Annotated in this window: 19 protein-coding genes; 5 read left to right on the top strand and 14 right to left on the bottom strand. The window is 69.4% G+C overall.

The annotated features are described in order from the left end of the window. Positions 1–89 precede the first annotated feature (89 nt). The 4 genes from ABXJ52_RS02520 to ABXJ52_RS02505 all read right to left on the bottom strand — a co-directional run bounded on the left by ABXJ52_RS02520 (position 90) and on the right by ABXJ52_RS02505 (position 3045). Positions 90–590: a hypothetical protein gene (locus ABXJ52_RS02520; protein WP_367038879.1), complete on the bottom strand. Its 501-nt coding sequence runs from the start codon at positions 588–590 to the stop codon at positions 90–92. A 159-nt stretch (positions 591–749) separates the two neighbouring features. Further along, positions 750–1322, bottom strand: a complete 573-nt coding sequence (locus ABXJ52_RS02515) for a VOC family protein (protein ID WP_367038878.1) — start codon at positions 1320–1322, stop codon at positions 750–752. A gap of 104 nt (positions 1323–1426) precedes the next feature. Continuing rightward, positions 1427–2275 carry a fumarylacetoacetate hydrolase family protein gene (locus ABXJ52_RS02510; RefSeq protein WP_367038877.1) on the bottom strand — a complete coding sequence of 283 codons (849 nt, stop codon included), beginning with the start codon at positions 2273–2275 and terminating at the stop codon, positions 1427–1429. Between the two features lie 290 nt (positions 2276–2565). Then, complete coding sequence (locus tag ABXJ52_RS02505) at positions 2566–3045, bottom strand: Lrp/AsnC family transcriptional regulator (RefSeq protein ID WP_367038876.1); 480 nt, start codon at positions 3043–3045, stop codon at positions 2566–2568. A gap of 274 nt (positions 3046–3319) precedes the next feature. On the opposite strand from ABXJ52_RS02505, the gene ABXJ52_RS02500 reads away from it, so the two are divergent. Beyond that, positions 3320–5719 carry a pyruvate dehydrogenase gene (locus ABXJ52_RS02500; RefSeq protein ID WP_367038875.1) on the top strand — a complete coding sequence of 800 codons (2400 nt, stop codon included), beginning with the start codon at positions 3320–3322 and terminating at the stop codon, positions 5717–5719. A 176-nt stretch (positions 5720–5895) separates the two neighbouring features. On the opposite strand, the gene ABXJ52_RS02495 is transcribed toward ABXJ52_RS02500, so the two are convergent. Next, positions 5896–7107 carry an amidohydrolase family protein gene (locus ABXJ52_RS02495; protein WP_367038874.1) on the bottom strand — a complete coding sequence of 404 codons (1212 nt, stop codon included), beginning with the start codon at positions 7105–7107 and terminating at the stop codon, positions 5896–5898. Positions 7108–7246: 139 nt separating this feature from the next. Next, complete coding sequence (locus tag ABXJ52_RS02490) at positions 7247–7834, bottom strand: NAD(P)H-dependent oxidoreductase (protein ID WP_367038873.1); 588 nt, start codon at positions 7832–7834, stop codon at positions 7247–7249. Positions 7835–8071: 237 nt separating this feature from the next. Between ABXJ52_RS02490 and ABXJ52_RS02485 the strand changes: the two genes are divergently transcribed. Next, the gene (locus ABXJ52_RS02485; protein WP_367038872.1) at positions 8072–9367 is read left to right on the top strand and encodes an MFS transporter; all 1296 of its coding nucleotides are present in this window, start codon (positions 8072–8074) and stop codon (positions 9365–9367) included. 88 nt (positions 9368–9455) lie between these two features. On the opposite strand, the gene ABXJ52_RS02480 is transcribed toward ABXJ52_RS02485, so the two are convergent. From ABXJ52_RS02480 to ABXJ52_RS02455, 6 genes are all read right to left on the bottom strand, one after another. Further along, positions 9456–10130 carry a GntR family transcriptional regulator gene (locus ABXJ52_RS02480; protein ID WP_367038871.1) on the bottom strand — a complete coding sequence of 225 codons (675 nt, stop codon included), beginning with the start codon at positions 10128–10130 and terminating at the stop codon, positions 9456–9458. 138 nt (positions 10131–10268) lie between these two features. Next, entirely contained in the window at positions 10269–11369 is a 1101-nt protein-coding gene (locus ABXJ52_RS02475; protein ID WP_367038870.1) for an amidohydrolase family protein, read from the bottom strand. A gap of 207 nt (positions 11370–11576) precedes the next feature. Then, positions 11577–13229: an FAD-dependent monooxygenase gene (locus ABXJ52_RS02470; protein WP_367038869.1), complete on the bottom strand. Its 1653-nt coding sequence runs from the start codon at positions 13227–13229 to the stop codon at positions 11577–11579. Beyond that, positions 13229–14137 (bottom strand): alpha/beta hydrolase, encoded by a 909-nt coding sequence (locus ABXJ52_RS02465; RefSeq protein ID WP_367038868.1) that lies wholly within the window; start codon positions 14135–14137, stop codon positions 13229–13231. Before ABXJ52_RS02465 ends, ABXJ52_RS02470 begins: the two co-directional genes overlap by 1 nt. Positions 14138–14364: 227 nt before the next feature. Beyond that, the gene (locus tag ABXJ52_RS02460; protein WP_367038867.1) at positions 14365–15822 is read right to left on the bottom strand and encodes an aldehyde dehydrogenase family protein; all 1458 of its coding nucleotides are present in this window, start codon (positions 15820–15822) and stop codon (positions 14365–14367) included. 102 nt (positions 15823–15924) lie between these two features. Beyond that, positions 15925–16884, bottom strand: coding sequence for an amidohydrolase family protein (locus ABXJ52_RS02455; protein ID WP_367038866.1), 960 nt, complete (start codon positions 16882–16884; stop codon positions 15925–15927). A 106-nt stretch (positions 16885–16990) separates the two neighbouring features. Between ABXJ52_RS02455 and ABXJ52_RS02450 the strand changes: the two genes are divergently transcribed. Together ABXJ52_RS02450 and ABXJ52_RS02445 are read left to right on the top strand one after the other, a co-directional pair. Next, positions 16991–18610, top strand: a complete 1620-nt coding sequence (locus ABXJ52_RS02450; RefSeq protein WP_367038865.1) for a bifunctional 3-(3-hydroxy-phenyl)propionate/3-hydroxycinnamic acid hydroxylase — start codon at positions 16991–16993, stop codon at positions 18608–18610. A 58-nt stretch (positions 18611–18668) separates the two neighbouring features. Then, entirely contained in the window at positions 18669–19475 is an 807-nt protein-coding gene (locus ABXJ52_RS02445; RefSeq protein ID WP_367038864.1) for an IclR family transcriptional regulator, read from the top strand. A gap of 682 nt (positions 19476–20157) precedes the next feature. On the opposite strand, the gene ABXJ52_RS02440 is transcribed toward ABXJ52_RS02445, so the two are convergent. Together ABXJ52_RS02440 and ABXJ52_RS02435 are read right to left on the bottom strand one after the other, a co-directional pair. Then, positions 20158–20427, bottom strand: a complete 270-nt coding sequence (locus ABXJ52_RS02440; protein ID WP_367038863.1) for a hypothetical protein — start codon at positions 20425–20427, stop codon at positions 20158–20160. A 249-nt stretch (positions 20428–20676) separates the two neighbouring features. After that, positions 20677–22419 (bottom strand): CocE/NonD family hydrolase, encoded by a 1743-nt coding sequence (locus tag ABXJ52_RS02435; RefSeq protein ID WP_367038862.1) that lies wholly within the window; start codon positions 22417–22419, stop codon positions 20677–20679. Between the two features lie 118 nt (positions 22420–22537). Between ABXJ52_RS02435 and ABXJ52_RS02430 the strand changes: the two genes are divergently transcribed. Next, positions 22538–23158 (top strand): TetR family transcriptional regulator, encoded by a 621-nt coding sequence (locus tag ABXJ52_RS02430; RefSeq protein ID WP_367038861.1) that lies wholly within the window; start codon positions 22538–22540, stop codon positions 23156–23158. Positions 23159–23190: the final 32 nt, after the last annotated feature.

Genomic DNA, 23190 nt, shown 5'->3' with positions numbered 1-23190 from the left:
TCCGGAGGATTCGTGCCCCGCCCCGGCCCCGAGGCTGTTCTGCCTCGCGGTCGGGGCGGCAGTGCGTTGGTCCTGGTCTTCGTGGTTCCTCAAGGGGAAGACAGCACGTGTGTGGCTTCGCCGGCGAGGCGTTCGTAGGCGTCGCGTACTGCGGGGACCAAGGCCTCGGATGCCTTCGCGTCGGCCTGTTCCAGGCGGAGTCGCAGGATGTTCCCGCTGCGCCGGTCCTCGGGGACGTGTTCGCCGCGGGCCGTGATGAGCGCGTGGAAGTGCGGGTGGTTCTCCCCGAAGACGAGCAGGTACGTCGCAGGGGCGCCGGTTGCCTCGGTGACGGCCGCCACCAAGTCCCGTGCACGGCGGGCAAACGAGGCCAGTTCAGCGTCGTCGAGTCCCGTGATGCGCTCAGCGTGTCGACGTACCCGCAGGACGAACCAGCCGGGCACGTCATAGCCGGGCACCATCTCGCCCGACCACAGGGGGTCGCGGAAGACGACGGCGGTGGTGTCCTGGCTCTGCTCCAGGCCGCACATGAAGCAGTCGGCCTGGTGGCGGGGCGAGTTCGGTTTGCTCAGTGAAGGCGTGTCGTTCAACGGGTTCCTTCGGACGGTGGGCATGGGCGGATGGCCGGGCGGATGACGGTGCGAGGCAACCGGCAGTTGCGTCGGTTGGCGCGCGTCGGCTGGTGGCGCGCCGACGGGGTGCCGGCCTCGCCCCCGGCACCCCTGTAGGGCCTGACCCAGCTCCCGCGCTCAAACGGCCCCGGTGAGGACCAGCATCGGGTCGGGCAGCTTGCTCTTGAGGGCCCAGGAGCGGTGGACCAGTTCCTCGACGGTGGCGCCCGAGCGGCGGGCGGAGAGCATGGCCTCGGGGTCGAAGGCGGGGCCGACGGCGTCGGCGCTGTACTCCGGTCCGTTCATGTAGCCGGTCGCCTCGTCCGGGTCGGCGAAGTTGTCGATCTGCATCTCGACGAAGCTGCCGTCCGGGTCCTGGTAGTACATGGACGTGGTGACGCCGTGGGCGATGCACACGGCGGGAGTGACGTCCTTGTCGCGCAGCAGCTCGTAGCGGGTGAGGAGGTCGTCGAGGTGTTCGAAGGTGTACGCGACGTGGTGCGCCGCGGCCGTCGTGGGCGTCTTGCGCTCCAGGGGAACCGGCGGGGTGAGCAGCGCGACGCGGTGGTGTTCCTCGTCGTAGGTGATGAAGCACAGGTTTTCGTTCTGGAACACCACGTGTCCGTCGAGAACGGCGCAGTACCAGTCCCGCATCGCGGTGGGGTTGCTGGTCTGGAAGACGACGTGGGCGAACTTCGGTGTGGCGGTCATTCGATCCTCCTCGATCGAATCTGCGGGCGCCCACCGGTGGTGGGTGGTGCGCCCGCACTCTCAGTATGTGTCGCTCGGTGCGGGAGTGCGGGAGTGGTGACGTGTCAGGTGGCCGCGGTGAAGCGCTGGCGCAGTTCGCCGATGCCCTCGATCGTGCTGATCAGTTCGTCGCCGGGGGCGAGCCACCGCTGTGGGTCACGGCCCAGGCCGACACCGGCCGGGGTTCCGGTGAAGACCACGTCGCCGGGCAGCAGGGGAAGTACCGAGGACAGGCGGGCGATCAGCTCGGGCACGGAGAAGATCAGGTCGCTGGTGCGGCTCTTCTGGACCTCCTCGCCGTTCACGGTGCAGCGCAGTCCCAGGTCGTCGGGGTCGTCGAACTCGTCGGGGGTGACCAGGCAGGGGCCGATGGGTGCGAAGCCCGGGAACGACTTGCCGAGACTGAACTGGGGTGCGGGGCCGTCGAGTTGGGTGATGCGCTCGGACAGGTCCTGGCCCACGGTGAGCCCGGCGACGTGATCCCAGGCCGCCTCGGAGGTGACGTGGTGGGCGCGGGAGCCGATGACGGCGACCAGTTCGATCTCCCAGTCGGTGTGACCGCCGGGCGGGAGGGTGACCTGGGTGACGGGTCCGGTGATGCTGGTGGCGAACTTGGTGAAGACCGGCGGCATGTTCTCGGGCAGTGCGAATCCCGACTCGGCGGCGTGATCGCGGTAGTTGAGACCGGCGGCGATGACCTGGCGCGGGGCGGGTGCGGGGGCGTCGAGGTGGCCGGGGTCGAAGTCGGCTCCTTCGGGCAGGCGGGCCTGCGCCGCCCACTCGCGGAACTCCTCCCATCGCTCGTAGACGGCCTGCGGGTCCGCGGTGAAGCGGCCGTCACTGGCCTCCTCGACGTCGACGGCTCGGCCGTCGACGACGAGGACCAGGCGGCCGGAGAGGTTGGCGATGCGCACGGAGTGGCTCCTGTGTTTCTGGTGGACGGGGCTATCGGCTGGTCGGACGCACACCGGCCGCCGACTCGCGTAACTGCTGGTCAGTCACCTGTAGGCGGCTCCAATCAGCGTGTTGTCGACGGGGAGCCCCGCTTCGCCGCGCCTACGCGAGACGTGGGCCTCTGGACGAGAGGAAGGCCCAGCGGCTCGCCCTCGCGACGGCTGCGGCGCTGATCACACAGTAAGACGCTATATGTGATAACAGCAAGCAGTCCGGCGGACCAATTCCTCGATCGCATGGCCGACCGGGCTCAGCGCCCGGCGGTGCGACGCAACAGCGGGGCGAGCCGATACGGGACCAGTTGGCGCATGACCAGAGCCGTACTGGTGCGTTCCACTCCGGGGATGTCGAGGATGTGGCCGGCCACGGCATAGAGATTCTCGGCGTCGGTCGCGGCCACATGCACCAGCAGGTCGGTGTCACCGGTCAGCCCGTGCACCTGCAGGACCTCGGGAATCGCGGCCAGCGCGTTCGCGACCTCGTCCAGCCGGCGTTGGGCGACCTGAGTGGTGACGAAGGCGGTGAGCGGATAGCCGAGGGATGCCGGATCGATGCGCCGCTCGAAGGACTTCACGGCGCCGCTGCGGTCGAGTGCCGCAAGACGTGCCTGGACGGTGTTGCGGCTCAACCCACTCGCTTCGGCGAGCGCCACCGCGGTGGCACGAGGATGAGCGGCGAGGGCCAGAAGCAGCCGCGCATCGGTGGGGTCGATCCGTTCGGGGTTGGGCACAGTGCGCACCTTCCGGGGCTGAGAGGGCTGGTGGTTGTGCATTCTGCGCAAATTGCTCGCAGGTTCTTGTGCAGCATCCTGGCCCGGTGGTCTCCTCGTCCGCAACGATCCCGCCCCTGGCAGCACGCCGCCGACCGAGCCCCGGTCGTCAGCCGGCCTGACGTGCGCCGGGGCACACCCGGTGCGCTCTTCACGCCGCCGTGGTACGTCCCATGTCACAGTCGGTCGCACGTCTGCGTGCCGGGTGTGCCGAGCGCGAGGAGACCGTTCCGCCATGACCACCGCACCATCCGACTCCCCGCGGACTCCCGCACCAGCCACCTCCCCGCGGACCACCGCGCCCACCACCTCCCCGCAGACCCCGGCGTTTCCACGGTCCACGGCGGCAGCCCTCGACGTACTGCACGAGATCGAGGACCGTGTCCTGTGGCTGTCCAGCTCGATCGTGCATCACGCCAACCGGGTGCGCCCCAACCCCTCGGGGCTCAAGGTCGGCGGGCACCAGGCCTCGTGCGCCTCCATGGTGTCGATCATGACCGCCTTGTGGTTCCGCCATTTGCGCCCCGAGGACAGGGTTTCGGTCAAGCCGCACGCCTCGCCCGTCCTGCACGCGATCAATCACCTGCTCGGCGAGCTGGACGCCTCGTACCTGCCCACCCTGCGGGCCTTCGGGGGCCTGCAGAGTTATCCCAGCCGCTCCAAGGACCCCGATCCGGTCGACTACTCGACCGGATCGGTGGGCATCGGGGTGACGGCGACGATCTGGGGCGCCCTGGCCCGCCGCTACGCCGGGAAGAGCGACCGAGGTGGCTTCACCGGTCGGCAGTACGCGCTGGTGGGGGACGCGGAGCTGGACGAAGGCGCGGTGTGGGAGGCGGTCCTGGACCCGCAGGTCGCAGACCTCGGTGAGCTGGTGTGGATCGTCGACCTGAACCGCCAGTCCCTGGACCGCGTCGTGCCGAACATCGCAGCGGGCCGCCTGCACGGCATGTTCGCGGCCGCCGGCTGGCAGGTGCTGACGCTCAAGTACGGCACCCTCCTGGAGAAGTTGATGGCCCGCCCCGGAGGTCACGCCCTGCGGGCCCGCATCGACGCCATGTCCAATCCCGAGTACCAGCGCCTGCTGCGGTGCTCGGCCGGTGAGTTGAGAGAAAGGCTGCCGGGGGCCGGACCCGAGGCCGCGGCCGTTTCGGACCTGCTCGCCGAGACGGACGACACCACTCTGATGGAGGCGGTCCGCAATCTCGGCGGTCATGATCTGGCCGCCCTCGACACCGCGCTGTCCGCGGTGGAGGACCACCGGCCCACGGTGATTTTCGCGTACACCGTCAAGGGGTACGGCCTGCCCACCCAGGGACACCCGCAGAACCACTCCTCCCTGCTGACGGAGCAGCAGATGGCTGAACTCGCGGTTGAAGTGGGGGCCGACCCGGACAATCCCTGGGAGAGCTTCGCCGCCGACTCTGCGGCGGCTCGCCTGTGCGAGGAGACCGCAACGCGGTTGCGTCGCGAAGCCGTTCCCGCGGTGCAGCCTCCCGTGGTGCCGAGCGACATCGGCCGTACGCCGACGGGTGTGGCGACGACCCAGGCGGCCCTGGGCCGGGTGCTGCTCGACCTGACCCGGACCGCGCCCGAGGCGGCGCGGCGGGTGGTGACGGTCAGTCCGGACGTCAGTTCGTCCACCAACCTGGGCGGCTGGGTCAACAAGGTCGGCGTCTGGTCGCCGACCGAGCGCGTGGACTGGTTCGCCGACGACGCCGAGACCATCTTGCACTGGAGGGAGCGGCCGACCGGTCAGCACGTCGAACTGGGCATCGCCGAGACCAACTTGGTCGGGCTGCTGGGGGAGCTCGGGGCCACCTGGAGTCGCTGGGGTGAACCCCTGCTGCCCATCGGCGTGTTGTACGACCCCTTCGTTCAACGTGCCCTGGAACCATGGTCCTTCGGTATCTACGCCGGTGGGCAGTCGATCCTGGTGGGGACCCCTTCCGGTGTCACCCTCGCGCCCGAGGGCGGCGCCCACCAGTCCATCACGACCCCTTCTCTCGGCATCGAGCAACCGGGATGCACCACTTGGGAGCCGGCGTTCGCCCTGGACACCGAGTGGACGCTGTTGTCCGCCCTGTCCCGCCTCGGCAGGCCCGACGGCGGCTCCGCCTATCTGCGTCTTTCGACCCGGCCTGTCGACCAGACCCTCGCCGATGTCCCCACCGACCCCGCGGCCCGGGAGCGGCGCCGCCGCCAAGTGGTCGCCGGCGCCTACCCGTTGCGGCGGCAGGAGGGCGCCCGGGTCACCATCGCCGCCATGGGAGCTGTGGTGACCGAGGCCCTGACCGCTGCGGACCGCCTCCAGCGCCTGGGGGTCCCGGCCGACGTCGTGTGCGTGACGAGTCCCGGACTCCTCTACAAGGCCCTTGATGCCCGCGCCGGGCACGGCGAGGCCGCCGACTGGATCCTGGACCAGGCCTTCCCCGCGGAACGCGCCACCCCGATGGTGACCGTCCTGGACGGCCACCCGCACACCCTCGCCTTCCTGGCCACCATCCATCACGTCCCGGTCCGCAGGCTCGGCGTGACCCGCTTCGGCCAGTCGGGCTCCCTGGACGAGGTCTACCGCTACCACCAGATCGACACCGACAGCATCATCCGCGCCGCACTGGATGTCACCGGGTGAACTGCCGGACAGGCGCGACGAATTGATGATGGCCCCGTGCAGGCGCGGCGCACGGGGCCATCATCGAGCTTGCCGACCGGGTGCGCCGTCCGGCGCCGGAAGGCCGTCGTGGCCTCCGGTCAGGTCTGTCGTCTCCCGGCCGGGAGACGAGTTGACCGCGAGGGTCCGAGAACCGCTCAGACGGCAGGGGGGTACTCGATGCCGCCGACCCAAACGCGCTGGATCTTACGGGTGTTGGTGATGTCGGCGAGCGGGTCGCCGCCTATGAGGAGGAGGTCGGCGCGGTACCCGGGGCGGATGACGCCGCGGTCGCGCAGCCCGAAGGACTGGGCGGGCAGGCTGGTCGCGGCGTTCAGCGCTTCACGGGTGGTGAGTCCCGCGTGGATCAGCCGCTCCAACTCGTGGTGCAGGCTGATGCCGAACGGCGGCTGCACCGGTATGCCCGGCGTGTGGTTGGCGTCCGTGCCCGCAAGGATTCGCGCACCGGCCCGACGCAGGGCGGCGACGCTGCCCTCGGCGGCCGCGTAGTCCATGCCCGGTATCCCGAGGTCGGCGAAGCCTTGCATCATGGTCAGGGTGGGTACGGCGACGGTGCCGTCGGAGGCGTAGCGTGCCGCGACCGTGGCCGGCAGCGCGCTGTCGAGGGGGACGTGATGAATCATGTCGACGCCCGCGGTCAGCGCCCGCTCCGCCGTGGCGGCGGTGGTCGCGTGGGCCATGACGAGCTTGCCGGATGAGTGGGCCGCCGTCGTCAGGGCGGTGATGGTTTCCTGTGTCAGGCCCGACTCATCGACGATGATCTTGATGAAGTCCGACCCTTCGGCGATCCGGGCCCGCACGAACTGAGCCGCCTGCTCCGGTCCGGTGAGGACCGCGTCCGCCGGGAAGGTCGGCAGCTGACTCTGGGGGCTGCCGGGCGCGACGGCCGGTGTGCCGGCGCTGCGGATGTCCGTCAGGCCGGGCCGTCGGCGCAGCGAGTCGACGACCGAGGGCGGGAAACAGGCCATGTCCAGGCCGGTCGTGACGCCGTGGCCGGCCAGTTGCTGGAGGGTGCTCACGTCCTGGAGGTGGATGTGGGCATCGATCAGGCCGGGCAGCAGGGTCGCGCCGCCGCCGTCGATTCTGCGTGCGCCGAAAGCGCTGACGCCGATGCGTCCGTTCTCGATGACCACGGTGCGTGGGGCGGTCAGCTCACGGCCGTCGTATACCCGCACATTGGTCAACGCGACGTTGCCGCCGAAGCCGGCGGCGCGCTCCTGGGCGTGAGCTTTGCCTTCCTGGGCGTCAGCTGTGCCGGGCACCGCCAGCGCCTGCACACCTGCGACGGCGATTCCTGCTCCGGCGGCCGTCTTGAAGAAGTCACGTCGATTCCTGTCGCTGATGCACATGGTGGTGCCTTTCTGGCAGACGAGTGGGGAGGGGGAGGGGTTGGGTTCGGGCCGAAAGTAGCCGCTATATGTGATAACAGCAACCCTCCGGAGAACCTTCAGTGGCCATCCATCACCTGATGGGGTCGAGGATCGCCGGTCAGGGTGCCGAAAGTACGTCCGTCGTCCGCAGGGGCCCAAGTGCGGTGGCTACCCGGGTGAGTTCGTCGAGCATCGCCTTCGCCGAGGAGGTCATGATCTCGTTCGGGGTGAACCGGCCGTCGTCGATGAACTCCTGGACGAAGGGAATGGAGACCGCTTCGAAGACAGGGGTCATCTTCAGCGTCGTGACCACCTGCTTGATCATCTGTGCGGCACGCGTGCCCGCCGAGACGCCCCCGTAGCTGACCAGGCCGACGGGCTTGTACTTCCACTCGTCGTGCAGGTAGTCGATGGCGTTCTTGAGTTCGGCGTTGTAGCCGTAGTTGTACTCCGGCATGACGAACACGAAGGCGTCCGCCTCGCTCACCTTGGCGCTCCAGTCGCGGGTGTGCTGGTGGGTGTACCGGCCGAGGCGCGGATGCAGCGGTTCGTTCATGAACGGCAGGTCGAGCTCCGCCAGGTCGACGACTTCCACCTCCGGAAAGCCACCGTGTTCCACCGCGTGTGCCTCGATCCAACTTGCGATGGCCGGACCCACGCGGCCGGGACGCGTGCTCGCCACGATGACCTCGAGCTTCGGTGCCACGCTTCTCGGTCCCGATACCGACGTCGATGCCACTGTCACTCCTCTTGTGCGAAATTCAGCATGATGATTACGGTGATAGTGCGGCCATGCGAGGTGGAGCGTCAAGAGGGACAGCGACGCCCAGCGATGCGTCTCCACGGCAGAGCCCTGCGGCCTGAGTGAGCCCATGCCTTGCACCCCTCCATCGGCAGCGCCGTGTCCTCTCCACCCATGCGGTTCCTCATGAGGAGTACGAACATGACCTCCACCCCTGCCAAGTCCGGGACCGGGCCGCGCCCCGGCCCCGCGGTGGCCCTCGGGCTCGTCATCCTGTGCATCGAGGGGTACGACCTCTTCATCCTGGGTGCGGTCGGCCCCTCCCTCCTCGCCCATCCCGACTGGGACGTCACCAAGTCGACGCTGGGGCTGCTCGGCAGTCTCACCGCACTGGGGATGCCGTTGGGTTCCATCGCCGCCGGCTGGGCCGGTGACCTGTACGGCCGCCGCCTCCCCATGGTGGTCAGTCTGGTGTGGCTGTCCCTGAGCATGCTCCTGAGCGCCGTGGCCGGTGACCTCACGCTGTTCGCGGCGACACGCTTCCTCACCGGCATGGGCATAGGTGCCCTGATCCCCCTCGTCACCGCGTACGTCAGTGAAGCGGCGACGCCCGCCCGCCACGCACTCCAAGTGGGCACCGCCACCACCGGGTTGGCCATAGGCGGCATCATCACCGGTGTCATCGGCCGGACCCTCCTGCCGGAAGGGGACTTCCGCACGCTCTTCCTCTTCGGCGTCATTCCCCTCGTGCTGGTCCCCGTGGTGTGGCGCCTGGTCCCCGCCGTGGTGCGGGACCACGCGGCACGCAACCCCTCCGAGCCGAGCCGCCCCCTCGCCGAGCCCGAGCCCGATGCCTCCGCCAACCGACTCGGTCAACTGCTCACCCCGCAGTACCGCAGGGCGACCCTGCTGTTCTGGGCGGCCACGTTCGCCGGACTCGTCATCGTCTACGGGGCCAGCACCTGGCTGCCCACGCTGATGGTCGACTCGGGGTACGACCTGAGTTCGTCGCTCGAGTTCTCCATCGCCTTCAACGCCGGGGCCGTCATCGGCACCATAGGGGCCGCCCTGATCGCCGACCGAGGGCTCCTCAAGGTCGCCACGATGGTCAGTTTCCTGCTCGCGGCCGCGGCCATGATCACCCTCAGCACACCGCAGCCGCGGCCCCTGCTCCTCGTGGCCTCCGCCGTCGCCGGGTTCGGGGCCCTCGGCACCCAGGCGCTTGTCAACATCTACGTGGCGCATGCGCACCCGGCGCGCCTGCGCGGCACCGCGCTCGGCTTCAGCCTCGGCGTGGGGCGCATCGGCGCGATCGTCGGCCCCAGCTATCTGGCCGCCGTCACGGTGCTGATCAGCTCGTCCAAGGCGGGCTTCTACGCCTTCGTGGTCCCCGCGTTCCTGGGCGCGGCCCTGATCGGAAGCCTCAGGACGGTCCGGCGTCCGTCCACCACCGCCGCGCAGGCCGGCACACCCTCCGAAGCGCCCCTCGCTCCCTAGTCGGCGGGTGCGTCGTCCTCGTAAGAACATCGGGCGGTGTCCGCGACCACCTCAAAGGGTTGCGGACACCGCCCGATGGCCTCGGCGTTCAGGAGAGGGCCGAGATGGCGATCTTCTCGTTGCGGGCGAGGTGCTGCTCGACGGCGGCGGCGACGGTGTCGGCGTCGCGGGTGCGGAAGGCGGCCAGGAGGTCGGCGTGCGCCTTGCCCCGCCGCTCGTGTTCGGCGGGATCGGGGTCGAGCTGGCCGAAGCCGATGCGGATGTAGCGTTCGGCCGCGCGCCAGAGCGTCGTGAGGACTCGGATGTCCCAGACGGTGGCGGCAGGCGCCAACAGGGCCAGGTGGAAGGCGTGATGGTCGTCGTAGATGTCGGCCATGCCGTGATCCCTGGCGCCGAAGTCGGCGGCCTGCGCGTCCAGCCGGTCCAGCTCCTCGTCCGTCAGGAGGCCGCACGAGCGTCGCGCGATCTCCGGCTCCAAGGCGCGCCGCAGGCGGTAAATGCCGTGCAGGTCATCGAGGTTGAGCGGGGCGATGATCGCGCTGCGGCCCGGCCGCATGACGACGAGACCCTCGCTCTCCAGACTGCGCAGGGCCTCGCGGATGGGAATGAAGCTGATGTCGAGCATGCCGGCGAGCTCGCGCAGTGAGTACTCCCCGCCGGGAGCCAGGGAGCCGGCCAGGATCGCTCGGCGCAGCTCCTCGGTGGCCTGCTCGACCACGGACCGTGACGTGATGGGCTGGAGGGCCCCTCGGGGTGTCGCCACGGTGTATACCTCGCTTCGGCCGTCCGGCAGTCGATATCAACTATAGCGACGCGTCCGCCCGCGCCCCGCACCGAGTTCAGCACGGTGCGGGGCGCGGTGGTGCCTGCGGGGGAGTCTCGAAATGGCGTACGCGGTGGGTTACAGGTGCAGGATGCGTTCGGCGTTGCGGTGGGCGATCTGCCTGCGGTGCGTGTTCGGCACGTGGGCGTTGCGCAGGAACTCGACGGCCTGTGCGCTCTTCTCGAAGGGATAGTCGATGGCGAAGAGGACGTTGTCGATGCCCACGGCCTTGATGGCGGCCTGCAGCATGTTGTCGTCCATCACGCCCGAGGTGGTGATGGCGATGTTGTCGGAGAGGTACTCGGAGGGTTTGCGCTTCAGCGCCACGCGCGTGGTGATGTTCTCGATCTGGACGTCGAGGCGGGACATGTGGAAGGGCAGGAACTCACCCATGTGTCCCACGATGAGCCTGGCGCCGGGGAAGTCGTCGAAGACTCCGCCGAGGATGACGCGCAGGGCGTGCCCGCCCGTCTCGGCCGCCCATGTGTACAGGGGGCCGTTGAGCTCCGGACGGCCCTGCGGCAAACCCCATTCACCGGCGGCCGCGGGAGTCGGATGCAGGTACAGAGCGGCGCCGAGTTCCTCGAGCGCGGCCCACACCTCCCGGAACTGCGGCTCGTCCAAATAGTGGCCGCAGGTGTGGCCGTTGACCAGGAACCCCGCCATCCCGAGGTCGTTCATGGCGCGTCGGGCTTCCCGTACGGCTGCCGTGGGGTTCTGGAGGGGCAGGGCGGCGAGGCCACCGAAGCGGGTGGGGTGCGCGGCGATGATGCCGGCCAGCGTGTCGTTGGCGTGCTGCGCGTCCCGCACGGCGATGGCCGCGTCCGGCTGCATCTGCACACCGGGTGGCGTGAGGGAGAGCACCTGCATGGTGACGCCGTTCTCGTCCATGTCGGCGAGGCGGTACTCGGTGACGTCCGGAAGCCGCTTCATCCACTGCGCGATGACTTCGGGCTTGAAGGGGATCGCGCCGTTCAGTGCTGTGCCCTGGGTGATGAGCCCGGGCAGCATGATGGCTTCCTCGATGGCGATGATCTTCATTCGGTTTCCTGGTGTGGGCTTGCCGTCATGAGCCTGGGCGACGCCGGGTCCGAGGAGAGCCGATGCGCCGCCGAGCGCGACGCCCGCACCTGCCGCGGTGTTCAGGACCTGACGTCTCGTCCATTCATGAGCGCTCATATGTGCTGCTTCCTTCGGTGGAGAGGGGCTCTTACGGAGGGGCCTGTCGGGCGGTGGGCAGGTCCGCCCCGGCCGCGAGGCAGAAGCCTCGGACAGGGTGCGGCCGGGGCGGGGTCAGGGGCGGCGAGCAGGCGCTGGATCGCGGGGATGTGTCACCCGCGTCGGTCGGCTCGGACGGCGGAATTCGTTCGAGCCGCCCGGCGACGTTCAGGAGTGTTGCGGTGTTGCCGCTTGGTTCTGGCGGCCGGTGAGTGTGTCGACCAGTGCGAACACATCCCGGGGGGCTTTGTCGCCCAGCCAGCTGACCACTTGGTCGGGGCGGATCAGGAGGAGGCGGGCGCCCAGTAGAGCGGCGTAGTCGCGATGTGCTGTCTCCGGCAGGTTCACCACGGTGAGCGGGACACCTCGGACATGGGCGGCCGCCACGATGGCCGCCTCCGACGTGCCGTGTCCAAGGGTGATGAGCGTGTAGTGGTCCGCGAGCAGGTCGTACAGGGACCGCCCGTCCGCAAGGAACACATGGGGCAGGAGCGCGCCCGCCCTTGTGTTCCCCGGCCCCTCTTGTTCCGTGGGGAGGGTGGGTGATGCCGGAGGAAGGATCGGTGATGCGGCGATACGGAGGCCGAGGACCAGGTCCAGCGAGTGGAACTCCGCCTTCTTGGTCTCCTGGATACGCGCCCCCGCGGCCTGACGAGCCTCCGTACCCGCTTGGTCGGCCGCGTCGAGGTTGTCCGCGAAGAGCTCGGTGGAGAGTACGCGCATGTTGGCGGTCGCCTCGCGGATGACACGTTCCTGTACGGGGCGGCGCTCGCTCGCATAGCTGTCGAGTACGTCCTGCCCGCCCCAGCCGGCCAGGACAGCCGAGACTTTCCAGCCCAGGTCGACCGCGTCTCCGATGCCGGTGTTGAGCCCATGGCCGCCGAACGGCGGATTGAGATGTGCCGCGTCCCCGGCGAGGAACACCCTGCCGTGGCGCATGCGATCGACGATCTGCATACGGGCGGTCCACGGGTCGGTGGAGAGCACCTCGGCCTGTACGGGCTCGCCCGCCACCCCCTCGATGATGCGCTGGGCCTCGCGCTCCCCGGTCTCCCGGTCGACGCCGAAGGCGATCGCCCACCAGGTGTTCGTCCGGTCAAGAGGTCCGACGAGCGCCGGAGTGGACGCATTGACGATCCAGTACTGGACGGCCGGTCCGTGCCGTACGTGCTTCCAGAGGTCGGTGCTCTCGAAGACCATGCCGAAGTTCGGGCGCAGGGCCTCCCCTCCCACATAGCGCGAGCCGATCTGTTCGCGTACGACACTGCGCGGGCCGTCGCACCCGATCACGTAGTCCGCGGTGACGACGCTCCGCTCCCCGCGGTCGTCCTCGACGGTCACGTACGCCAGTTCGTCGTCCTGGCTCACGGCGACCACCCGCGCACCCAAGGCGATTCGGCAGGCGTCGAGTTCGTCGACGGCCTCACGCAGCACCTCCTCCAGGACGTACTGCGGGGCTTGTTGGCCCGTTTCGGGAAAGCGGTCGCCTTCCGGGTTGAGCCCCAGAACCCCGGTGAAACGCGACAGCTCCTGGCCGCTCAGAGAGGTGCAGAACACGACATCCTGCGACCAGGACGTGGCCAGCGGGGCGCGGTCCCGGAGCCGGTCCGCCAGGCCCCAGCGGCGCAGATGCCCCATCGTGCGTACGTTGAGCGTCTTGCAGCGGGGACGGGCCCTGGAGGCGGTGGGGCGCGGCTCCACGACGAGGCACTCGACACCGCGTCGCCCCAGCTCCACGGCGGCCGACAGGCCGACCGGGCCGCCACCGGCGACCAGGACTCTTACCCTTCGCGGCAGGCGCTGCTCTTCGGTGGAGGGCATCAGTTCTCGTTCCCGGTCCTCTGCCGCGCCGCGGCCCAGACCGCACACTCCTCGGCGAACGCGAGTTGCCGCAGGTGGAGCGCGAAGCCCAATACGTGGTGGTCGATGCAGTGGCCCGTTCCGCGCGCGACGGCCGCGTCGACGAAGGGGGCCGCCGTGAACTGTGCGGCGAACCGCGCGACGTTCTCCGGGCTGCTGTCCCACAGGGCGTCGAACTCGGCGAGCGCGTTGTGCACGGGGACGCGGACTTGCGGGGCGACGGTGGGCAGATGCCGCTTGGGCCATTGCGGCGCCTGGACCAACTCCCGTACGGGAACGGGCGCGTAAGAGTCCTGCGCTTCGCGCAGGCCTTCGTCGCGGTAGGTGTGTGCGGGGCCGAACATCACCTTGTCGCGCTCTTCGTGAGGCAGGTCCACGGTCTCGTCCGGAGGAAGGGATCCGAGGGCTTCGGCCGCCCCGCCGCTCGGGATGACGGCGCCCATCCCGGTCGCCGAAACGCCGATCAAAGGAAACCCGGGAGAGGAGGCGGCGATCATCAGGGCGATCATGCCGCCGATCGAATGGCCGACCAGCAGCACGCTGTCGGCCGCGAGACGTGTGGCCGCCTGCGCCACGGCGTCACCCAGCAACTCCGCATGCCGTTCGAAGGCGTTGGAGTCAGGATCGAGAGGAGTGCTGCCGCCGTAGCCCGGACGGTTGAAGGCGACCACCGGGTAGCCGTGCGCGGTGGCGACATCGAGGAAGGAGCCCTCGGGTGAGCCTTCGACGTCGAAATAGTGCGCCGTGTAGGTGCCGCCGTGAAGCGCGGCGATCAGCGGCTTACCGGTCGGTTCGGCGGGGCCCGCGGTGAGGGCCGTGATCTTGTGTCCGTCTACCTCGAACGTTTGAAGGTTGCGCTGTTGGGCCATCTGTCGGCCTCCTGCCAGGGGTGGGTTCCAGCTGCCGCGCACAGAGGACTGCGCGTGGCGAACGACAACGCGCACTTCGCGGGAAGAGCCGGCGACTCCGGATCGGGGGCCCTGAGCCCCGGGATCGGGCGCCGCCGGGCTCTGAGCCTAGGCGCTATATGTTATAACAGCAAGGGTTGAGTGGCCACCGGAGTCACCGGAGTCACCGGTGCCAGCGGCGCGCGGTCTCAGTGGGTCGGAGCGTAGTCCTGGGTGATCTGCTTGTGCTCCAGGAAGTCCTCCACGGACGCCAGGCCGCCGAGCCGCCCCACGCCGCTGGACTTGAACCCGCCTTCCTCGAACTCGACGGTCAGGTTGGCCCAGCTGTTGACGGAGATCAGGCCCGCGTCCAGCTGCCGAGCCACGCGCAACGGCCGGTCCGCGTCACGACTCCAGATGCAGGCGCTGAGCCCGTACTGGGTGTCGTTGGCGAGCCCGACGGCCTCTGCCTCGGTGTCGAAGACCTGGATCGTCTGCACCGGGCCGAAGGTCTCCTCCTGGACGATGGGGAGCGAGGAGTCGGCAACCGCGAGCAGAGTGGGGTGGTAGAAGGCACCGCCCGCCAGCTCGGGCCGGGTGCTCGGGCCGCCGCGGACGATCGGCTTGGCGCCGGCCGCGATCGCCGCCTCCACGGCGGCGTCGACGCGGGCCACCGAGGCCTTGTCGATCAGGGGTCCGATCTGGCTCCCGGGGTCGACGGCCGGGCCCGGACGCACGTTCCCCAGACGCTGGGCCAGCGCCGCGGTGAACTCGTCCGCGATCTCCCGCTGGACGAGGACCCGGCTGCCGGTCATGCAGAACTGCCCGGCGAAGACGGTGCACGACGCGACGGCCGTGGCCAGTGCGGCCTCGATGTCCGCGTCGGCGAAGACCAGGTGAGGGGTCTTGCCGCCCAGCTCCAGACCCACCCGCTTGAAGTGGGCCGCGGCGCCCTGGGCGATGAGCCGTCCGGTGGCCGTGCTGCCGGTGAAGCTGATGACGGGCACCTGCGGCGAGTCGACCAACAGACGGGCGACGTCCGCGCCGGACTCGACGACGACGTTCACCACGCCCTTCGGCAGCTCGGGCACGGAGTCGAGGATCTCACTCATTAGCGCGGCGGTACGGGCCGCCAGCCCCGGCATCTTCACCACGGCCGTGCAGCCCGCGGCGAGAGCCGGGGCCAGCGCGCGGATGCACAGGTAGGCGGGGGAGTTCCACGGCACGACGATGCCGGCGACACCGACGGGCTGCCGGATCGACATGGCCTGCCGACCCGGCTGGGTGTCGGTGACCCGGCCGTGCGGCTGGACGGCGAGACCCGCCGCGAAGCGCAGCGCGCGCAGGATGAAGTGCGACTCGAAGCCCGCCTCGCGCCGAAGCTTGCCGTTCTCCAGGCAGAGCGTCTCGATCACCTCGTCCATGCGCGCCGCGTACGCGTCGGCGAGGTGGCTGAGGGCGGTCGCTCGCACCATCGGGTCGAGACGCCAGTCCCCCTCCTTGAACGCGCGGCAGGCCGCGTCGATGGCCCGCTGCCCTACCTCCGCGTCGGCGTCGGCGTACGTACCGATCACCTCGCCAGTGGCCGGGTTGACGCTCTCTGAGGACCGGGCGGAAGCGACCCACTCGCCGTCGATCCAGTGTCGTGCGGTGTTCTCTGGTCTCATGTCGGCGATTCCTTGCTTGGGCGGGAGAGGGGGGAGGGGGAGAGGGAGAGGGGCGCAAAGGGAGGGGGCACATGGCGCCCTACTGCCCTTGCGGATCGCCCTTCAAAGGGCGAGCAGTCGCTCGGCGTTGCCGTGGGCGATCTTCTCGCGGTCGGCCTCGCTGATCGGGGCCGTCCGAAGGAACTCGGTGGCAGCTGCCATCTCCTCGAAGGGGTAGTCGGTACCGAAGAGGATGTGGTCCGAACCAAGGGCGAGCAGGGCGCACAGCAGGGGTGCGGCCGAGCAGACGCCGCTGGTCGTGATGTACAGGTTGTGACGGATGTATTCCGAGGGGTTGCCCCGGGCCAGCTCGACACCCTGGTGGTTGTGGTAGTCCCAGCGGGAGTCCATCCGCCACAGCGTGTACGGCAGACCCTCGCCCATGTGACCCAGCAGCATCTTCGCGTCCGGGAAGTCGTCGAAGACGCCGCCGAACACGCACCGCAAGAAGTGGGTGGCGGTCTCGGCCCCCCAGCTCCACATCGGTCCGATGAGTTCCGGATGCCCCTGGATGACGTGCGGAATGTCGACGCCGTTGGCCGGGTGCAGGTAGAGCGGCACGTCGAGGCCCGCGGCGCGCTCCCACACGACGCGCAGCTCCGGGTGGTCGAGGTAGCGGCCCTGGGTGTGTGCGTTCACCAGGGCGCCGCGCATGCCCAGCTCGGAGACGGCGCGCTCCAACTCGTCCGCGGCCGCTTTGGGGTCCTGCAGCGGCAGGGCGGCGAAACCGGCGAAGCGGTCCGGGTGGTCGTTGATCACGCCGGCCAGCAGGTCGTTCACCGCGGCGGCCTGGGCGACCGCGGTGGCGGCGTCCTTCTCGGCCTGGATACCGGGTGAGTTCAGCGACAGCACCTGCACGTCCAGACCCACTGCGTCCATCTCGGCCAACCGCTCGCCGGTGATGTCCAGGAGTCGCCTGGACGCCTCGCGCCACTTGTCCGGCTGAAGGATGGCGGCCGCCGAGGCGCCGTACTTCTCCAGCTCGGGGGTGACGAAGTGTTCCTCAAGACCGATGGTCCGCATCGCAAGCTCTCTTCGTTTCACTTATATGCATTGACTTCATCGATGGTGAAACGTACGTTCCGTCGGTGTCAACCCTTTGGAACGTCCGAGTAGATGGAGGTGCCCGATGACGGGTACGGATGTCGCCGCGGTGGGTCCGGTCCCGGACGGGGCCGCGGTGGATGTGGTCGTGGTGGGGTACGGCCCGGTGGGCATGGTGGCCGCTGCCCTGCTGGGACGGGCGGGTCACCGGGTCCTGGTCCTGGAGCGCTACCCGGGTCTGTACAACCTGCCGCGGGCGGCCAGCTTCGACGACGAGACCATGCGCACGCTCGCCCGCCTCGGCGTGGCGGAGCGACTGCTGCCCAAGGTGCGCGTGCAGCCCACCTACGAGTGGCGCAACGGCCGCGGAGAACTCCTGATAGAGCAGCACTTCGCCGAAGCCGGACGCAGCGGCTGGGCGGAGTGGAACATGATGTACCAGCCGGACCTCGAAGAGGCGCTCGACGCGGTGTGCCGGTCGATGCCGCAGGTGGAAGTGCGGCACTCCAGTGCCGTCGTCGCCCTGGATCAGGACGCGGAGGGCGTCACGCTCACGGTCGACGGCCCCGAGGGACGGCGGACGGTCACCGCGCGCTACGTCCTGGGCTGCGACGGGGGCAACAGCTTTGTGCGGTCGGCCCTCGGTGTGGGGCTGTTCGACTACGGTTTCTCCGAGCCGTGGATGGTCTGCGACTTCCGCTTCCGCCGCCCGACACAGATCCCGCTCGCCCTCCAGCTAGGAGATCCGCTGAGTCCGACCTCGATCATCTCGCTGGGTCCCGATCACCATCGCTTCAGCTTCATGCTCGACTCGGTGGACGACTTCGAGATCGAGCGCGACCCGCAGCGCGTCTGGAAGCGAGTCGCCTCCTACCTCACTCCCGACGACGTCGACCTCATCCGGGTCGCCACGTACACCTTCCGGTCACTCGTCGCGGACGACTGGCGTCATAACCGTGTCCTGCTCGCGGGCGACGCGGCACACCAGATGCCGCCCTTCCTCGGGCAGGGCATGTGCTCCGGCTTCCGCGACGCGCAGAACCTGGCCTTCAAGCTGGACCTCGTCCTGCGTGGCGCAGCGGCGGACGACATCCTCGACACCTACCAGACGGAGCGCGAGCCGCACGTACGCGCGGTGACCGAGAGGGGCATCGAACTCGGCCACCTCCAGACCCTGCGGGACCCCGAGCGTGCGGCGGAGCGTGACCGGACCCTGCTGGCCCGCCGCGCGGCTTCCGGGGCGCCCGAGGCTGTGCGCCTGCCCGACCTCGCCGACGGCCTGTTCGCACCCGAACCGGACGCTGGCCGCGGGCGGCTGTCGGTTCAGGGCGTGGTGGACGACGGGAACCGCCGGGACCGCCTGGACCAGGTGGTCGGCGGTGGCTTCCACCTACTCGTCGAGGAAGGGCTGCTGGATGTCCTGGAACGCGCCGGCCTGCTCGACGACCTGGCAAGGGCCGATGTGCGCGTCGTCGTCCCCGGTGAGCGGGCAGTCGCACACCCGAAGGCGACCGTCGTCCACGACGTGCACGGCACGTACCGGAACTGGTTCGCCGAACTGGGCTGCACGGCCGCCGTGGTCCGCCCCGACTTCTACGTCTTCGGCACGGCGAGCGGTCGCGACGCGGCGACCAGCCTCGCCGGTGAACTGCTGAACGTGGTGCGGAGCGGCGCGGCCGCCCGAGAGGTGCGAGCGGACGCCTGATGACCCGCTCCCACGCCCCGGCAAGGGCGGTGTCGGGCCGGTCACTATGATCGCTGCTGTGAGCAATCAGCGTCCTTCCGACTCCGAGGCAAGTGCGGAATCGCCGGCACGGCAGGGCATCCAGTCCGTCGAACTGGCGATGACGGTCCTGCGGGCCCTCGAGGAGGGGCGGGGCCCGATGAGCCTGACGCAGATAGCGGCGGCCGCCGGTATGCAGCCGAGCAAGGCCCACCGCTATCTCGTCAGTCTCGCCCGTGTCGGTCTTGTCGCCCAGTCGCCCAGCTCCGGGCGCTACGACATGGGTCCTGCCATGCGCCGTCTCGGTGTCGAGTCGCTGCGCAGGATGGACGAGGTGGCGCTGGTGAGCGAACACCTGCCGGGGTTGCGGGACCGTACGTCGCACGCGGTCAACCTCGCGGTGTGGGGTGACCACGGTCCCGTCGTGGTCCGCTGGGAGTATGGCGCCCACGCGCTGCCGATCACGGTACGGGTCGGTGCCACCATGCCGCTGCTGACCTCGGCAATGGGCGGGGTGTTCCTCGCGCACCTGCCGGAGCAGCTCACCGAGCCGGTGCTGCGAGGGCAGTTGGAGGCGCAGACGCTGGACGCGGCCACCCGGGAGCGGGTCGACCGGATCAAGGCCGAGGTGCTGCGCGAGGGCGTGTCGACCACCGTCGGCGGCGTCATTCCAGGCGTCACCTCGCTGGCGGCCCCTGTATTCACTGCCGGGGAGTCCTTCCCGCTCGTCGTCACGCTGGTGATGCCGGCACGGGGGATCACCGAGCAGGGCGTGGCGCGCCTGTCGGCGGAACTGCTCGACTCGACCCGGGCCATGTCCGAAGTCCTAGGCCACTCCGGAGAGTAACCCCCTTCGGACGATCTAGTCCGGTGGCGGCCTGAGAGGAAGTCCCGGCTGGGAGCACGCCCGACCGGCGGCACGGTACTGGTGTCGCTCACCGTCACGTGCACGTCCTCGATCGTATGGCGCAGCGACAAGGGGGGCTGGCCCGGGCATGAACCGCACGGCATTTGACGCCAGTTCGCTGACGATCAGGACGATGGTGCCCCGGGCATCGGGGGCGTCGGCCGGATACTCCACGGCCAGCGTCGCATACGGCGGTGGCGTAGACAGTCCGCCTGTTGAAGACGGCCACGATGGCCTGGGCGGCGCGCTTATCAGCGCCCCTGAAGGAGTCGGTATCTCGCGCAGATGCACGTCGAGGCCAGCGGAGGAGCGGCGCCGGGGCTGGTGTGTCATGCGGGAGTAACCTGCGGTGGTCGTCTTTGAGGCCAGGGCGGCGGTCGCAAGTCGCTGGTCTCCTGGCCTTGCCACCCGACCGCCTCGTTCCACGGCTAGCGAGGCGGTCCAGGCCGGAAGAGAAAGGAAGACGCTCGGATGGGAGCTCCCACCCAGCCGAGCGTCTTGCGTGGATGTCCGTTACAGGGGCCGGTCACGCTCCGCTCCCCGCCACGTCTTGCGGTGGAGGCTGAACTCCAGCACTGCCGATGCTCGATCGTGCTCGGCCGGAGGGCAAGCGGATACGGCGCTACTTGTGGTGCCCGACCGCCTTCTTCAGCCGAGCTTCGGTGTCCTGCCTGGCCTCGCCCTGGTTCTTGGCGTACTCGGTGACCGCGCTTTGGACGTCCCGCGTGAGATCACGCCACGCTCGCCATGCCGTCTCGTACGTCTGTGTCTGCTGCTCGGACCACGGGTGAAGGGTCGGTGGGCCGTACTGGTCGCGTAGCTGCTCCGCCTGTGTGTGCGCTGCTTCGGCGGCGCGCTGCATCTCGACCAGTTCTTCGAAGGTGGGGTCCACAGAGGCCGATGGTAGGGCGGGCACGACGGCGGCACCGCTTCGACCCACGCAGAAGGGCCTACGTCTGACGGCTCCGCACTCATCGGAGGCGTGCCGACGACAGCCCCGGCATCGGGACTGCAACTCGCTCACCTGCCGCGATGTCCACACCCCCGCCACCGACAGCGGGCGCCCTCACCGCCCGACGGACGCTTCCGGCAGCGGGACAGGACGCGTGGTAAACGGTGTCCAGTCAAGCCGACGGTGTGTTCATGCGCTCATGACGGGAAGCTGCAGGTACGACGCGTGATCGCCGCCGGTGTGGATGATGTGCTGTCCGGTGTTGGCCGGGGTGTACTCGCGAGTTCCGGGCATCATCGTTCCCAGGAGAGACCGGCCGCTGATGACGAGGCGGAGCTGTTCGCCAGCGTAGAAGGTGAGCCCGACCGGGAGCAGGTCGACTTCGATGTCCACGACCTCGCCCGCAGCGACTTTCTCGACCCGGTCGAAGCTGTGGGCAGGGACATCGTCGGTGGACAGCGTCTTGTCCAGGTGGCGCATCGAGACACGCAGACGCCCGTCGGAGCCCTTGTAGCGCAGGATCGATGCGCCCCGCTCGGTGACGTCCTGGGCCAGCGCGCCCTGGTTGGGCGCGGTGAACGCCTGCAGCGGTGTGCCGTGCGCGTCGAGCTTTTGGACGAGGACGAACAGGTCCATGTCGTCCGAACCGTCGGCCTCGACCCACAGGTGTGCCTTCGGGTACCCGACCAGCGTGGTCTCCTCCTCGAAGCGCGTCACGAAGGAGACCAGGTCCGGGTTGGCCGCGACGGCGTACCCCACGCTCGTCCCGGCGTCCGGCACCGCCGTCCCCAGCGTCCGGGTGCGTCCGTCGAGGTAATACTTCGTGGAGGTGGCGTTGGCGGGCGGGAACCGGTCCGCGGGGACATTGATCCGGTCGCCGCCCTCAAGGTCGAGGAGGGAGTAGCGCACGCGCGGAGTCTGCTCCCACCCGTTGTCCTCGCCCTTGAGGGTGTGGTCGAAGAATCTGCGCAGGTCCTCGACGTTGGCCTCGTCGTAGTAGTCGGGCCACTCCTGGCTGTTGTGGACGCGCAGCCACTTGTCCGCGGAGGCCATCCGCCGCCAGGCTCGGAACGTACCCGCGGTGTGCAGGGTGTTGGAGTAGCTGGCGACGACGTACGCGGGCACGGTGATGTTCTCGAACTGCGGGATCTTGTTCTCCCACAGCTCGGCCATCAGCGGGTGGCGCTCGGCCTCGGTGAGGATGTCCTCCTTCTGGCCCTTGCCGAAGTAGCTGTTGCCCTGGAGCTGCCGAGCGAAGCCGGTGTCGGGCATGCCGCCGCGCAGCACCAGGTCGCGGTAGACGTCGCTGACGCCCTCCCACGGGTTGATCGCCGTCAGATGCGGCGGCTGCTCGGCCGCGGTGAACCACTGGGAGACCGCGAGGTAGGAGGTGCCGCTCATCGCGACCTTGCCGGTGCACCACTCCTGGACCCCGAGCCACTCGATCAGGTCGTAGCAGTCCCGGCCCTCCTGGCGGTCCCAGACGACGCTGTCACCCTCCGAGTTGGCCACACCCCGGATGTCCGGGTTACAGATCGCGTAGCCCTGCGCGCACCAGTACGCCGGGTCCGGGCCCTCGAACTTCTCCAGCCCCGAGACGATGCTGTTGTCGAGACCGACCATCCCGAAGATGCCCATCACGCTGGCCGACGTGCCCTGGCCCTTGCCGTACGGGCTCCACGCCACGATGACGGGCACCCGCTCGGTCCCGGCGGGGCGGAAGACGTCCACGTAGATCGTGACGCCGTCGCGGAGCATCACGGGTACGTCCTTGTCGAGGACGATGTCGACGGGCAGCGGCTTGAACGGCGGGGCAGTCCGGAACCCCGCCTCCAGGGTCCGCGTCCCGGGTTCGAAGTCGCTGAGGATCCCGTAGCGGGGGCCGGGCTTCAGGGGCTCGGAGGGTGTGAACACCTTCTGGCTGTCGCTCATGGTGGGCTCCTCGCGTCTGTCCGTCCGGGGACGGGCTCTGCCGACGATTCGAGCCTAGGGCCGGGACGGGAGAAACTCCACAGTGTTGAGTTCCTAGACCCGCAGGTAGTTTGGGAGCATGACCGCGCACACGAGCCCCGCGTCCGCCGCCCGCCCCGGACGGAGGCCGGGAACGAGCACGACCCGGCAGGCGATCCTCACTGCGGCCCGCGCCCGTTTCGCGGCCGACGGCTTCACCGGAACCACGATCCGGGGGATCGCGGCCGACGCCGGGGTGGACGCGTCGCTGGTGATGCAGTTCTTCCGGTCGAAGGGCGAGTTGTTCGCCGCGGTCATGTCCGTTCCCGCGGAGGCTCTGACGCACTTCAGTGAGGCATTCGAGGGGAACGACGACGGCCTGGGTGAACGAGTGGTCCGAGCCTTCCTCGACGTGTGGGAGGGGGACGTCCGGACGTCGGAGCCGCTCATGGCGATGCTCCGGGGCGCCATCGTCAACGAGCGGGTGAACGAGCAGTTGCGCGGCTTCATTCAGGAGCGGTTTGTCGCCGCCGCTGTCGCATCACGCACCACGGACGCCGACGACGCGCTGCTCCGTGCGGGTGTTGTCTCGGCGATGCTCGTCGGTCTCGTGGTGGGGCGTGGCGTTGTCGGCGTCTCCACGCTCGCCGAAGCGGAGCGCGAGAAGCTGATCATGATTGTCGGACCCGCCGTGCAGAGCGTGCTGGCTCCGGCGCCGTAGTCCCACGACGATGGGCGGGCCCGCGATAGCCC

The sequence above is a fragment of the Streptomyces sp. Je 1-332 genome (assembly GCF_040730185.1).
Lineage (GTDB): Bacteria > Actinomycetota > Actinomycetes > Streptomycetales > Streptomycetaceae > Streptomyces.
The sequence above is the reverse complement of the archived record's forward strand: the minus strand, read 5'-3'. Positions and strand labels throughout refer to the sequence as shown.

What these genes read in the sequence shown, in the direction of transcription:
- ABXJ52_RS02485 (WP_367038872.1), top strand. Translation starts at nt 8,072, where the DNA reads ATGACCTCCACCCCTGCCAAGTCCGGGACCGGGCCGCGCCCCGGCCCC.
- ABXJ52_RS02495 (WP_367038874.1), bottom strand. Translation starts at nt 7,107, where the DNA reads ATGTGCATCAGCGACAGGAATCGACGTGACTTCTTCAAGACGGCCGCC.
- ABXJ52_RS02430 (WP_367038861.1), top strand. Translation starts at nt 22,538, where the DNA reads ATGACCGCGCACACGAGCCCCGCGTCCGCCGCCCGCCCCGGACGGAGG.
- ABXJ52_RS02435 (WP_367038862.1), bottom strand. Translation starts at nt 22,419, where the DNA reads ATGAGCGACAGCCAGAAGGTGTTCACACCCTCCGAGCCCCTGAAGCCC.
- ABXJ52_RS02500 (WP_367038875.1), top strand. Translation starts at nt 3,320, where the DNA reads ATGACCACCGCACCATCCGACTCCCCGCGGACTCCCGCACCAGCCACC.
- ABXJ52_RS02470 (WP_367038869.1), bottom strand. Translation starts at nt 13,229, where the DNA reads ATGCCCTCCACCGAAGAGCAGCGCCTGCCGCGAAGGGTAAGAGTCCTG.
- ABXJ52_RS02450 (WP_367038865.1), top strand. Translation starts at nt 16,991, where the DNA reads ATGACGGGTACGGATGTCGCCGCGGTGGGTCCGGTCCCGGACGGGGCC.
- ABXJ52_RS02465 (WP_367038868.1), bottom strand. Translation starts at nt 14,137, where the DNA reads ATGGCCCAACAGCGCAACCTTCAAACGTTCGAGGTAGACGGACACAAG.
- ABXJ52_RS02475 (WP_367038870.1), bottom strand. Translation starts at nt 11,369, where the DNA reads ATGAGCGCTCATGAATGGACGAGACGTCAGGTCCTGAACACCGCGGCA.
- ABXJ52_RS02515 (WP_367038878.1), bottom strand. Translation starts at nt 1,322, where the DNA reads ATGACCGCCACACCGAAGTTCGCCCACGTCGTCTTCCAGACCAGCAAC.
- ABXJ52_RS02455 (WP_367038866.1), bottom strand. Translation starts at nt 16,884, where the DNA reads ATGCGGACCATCGGTCTTGAGGAACACTTCGTCACCCCCGAGCTGGAG.
- ABXJ52_RS02460 (WP_367038867.1), bottom strand. Translation starts at nt 15,822, where the DNA reads ATGAGACCAGAGAACACCGCACGACACTGGATCGACGGCGAGTGGGTC.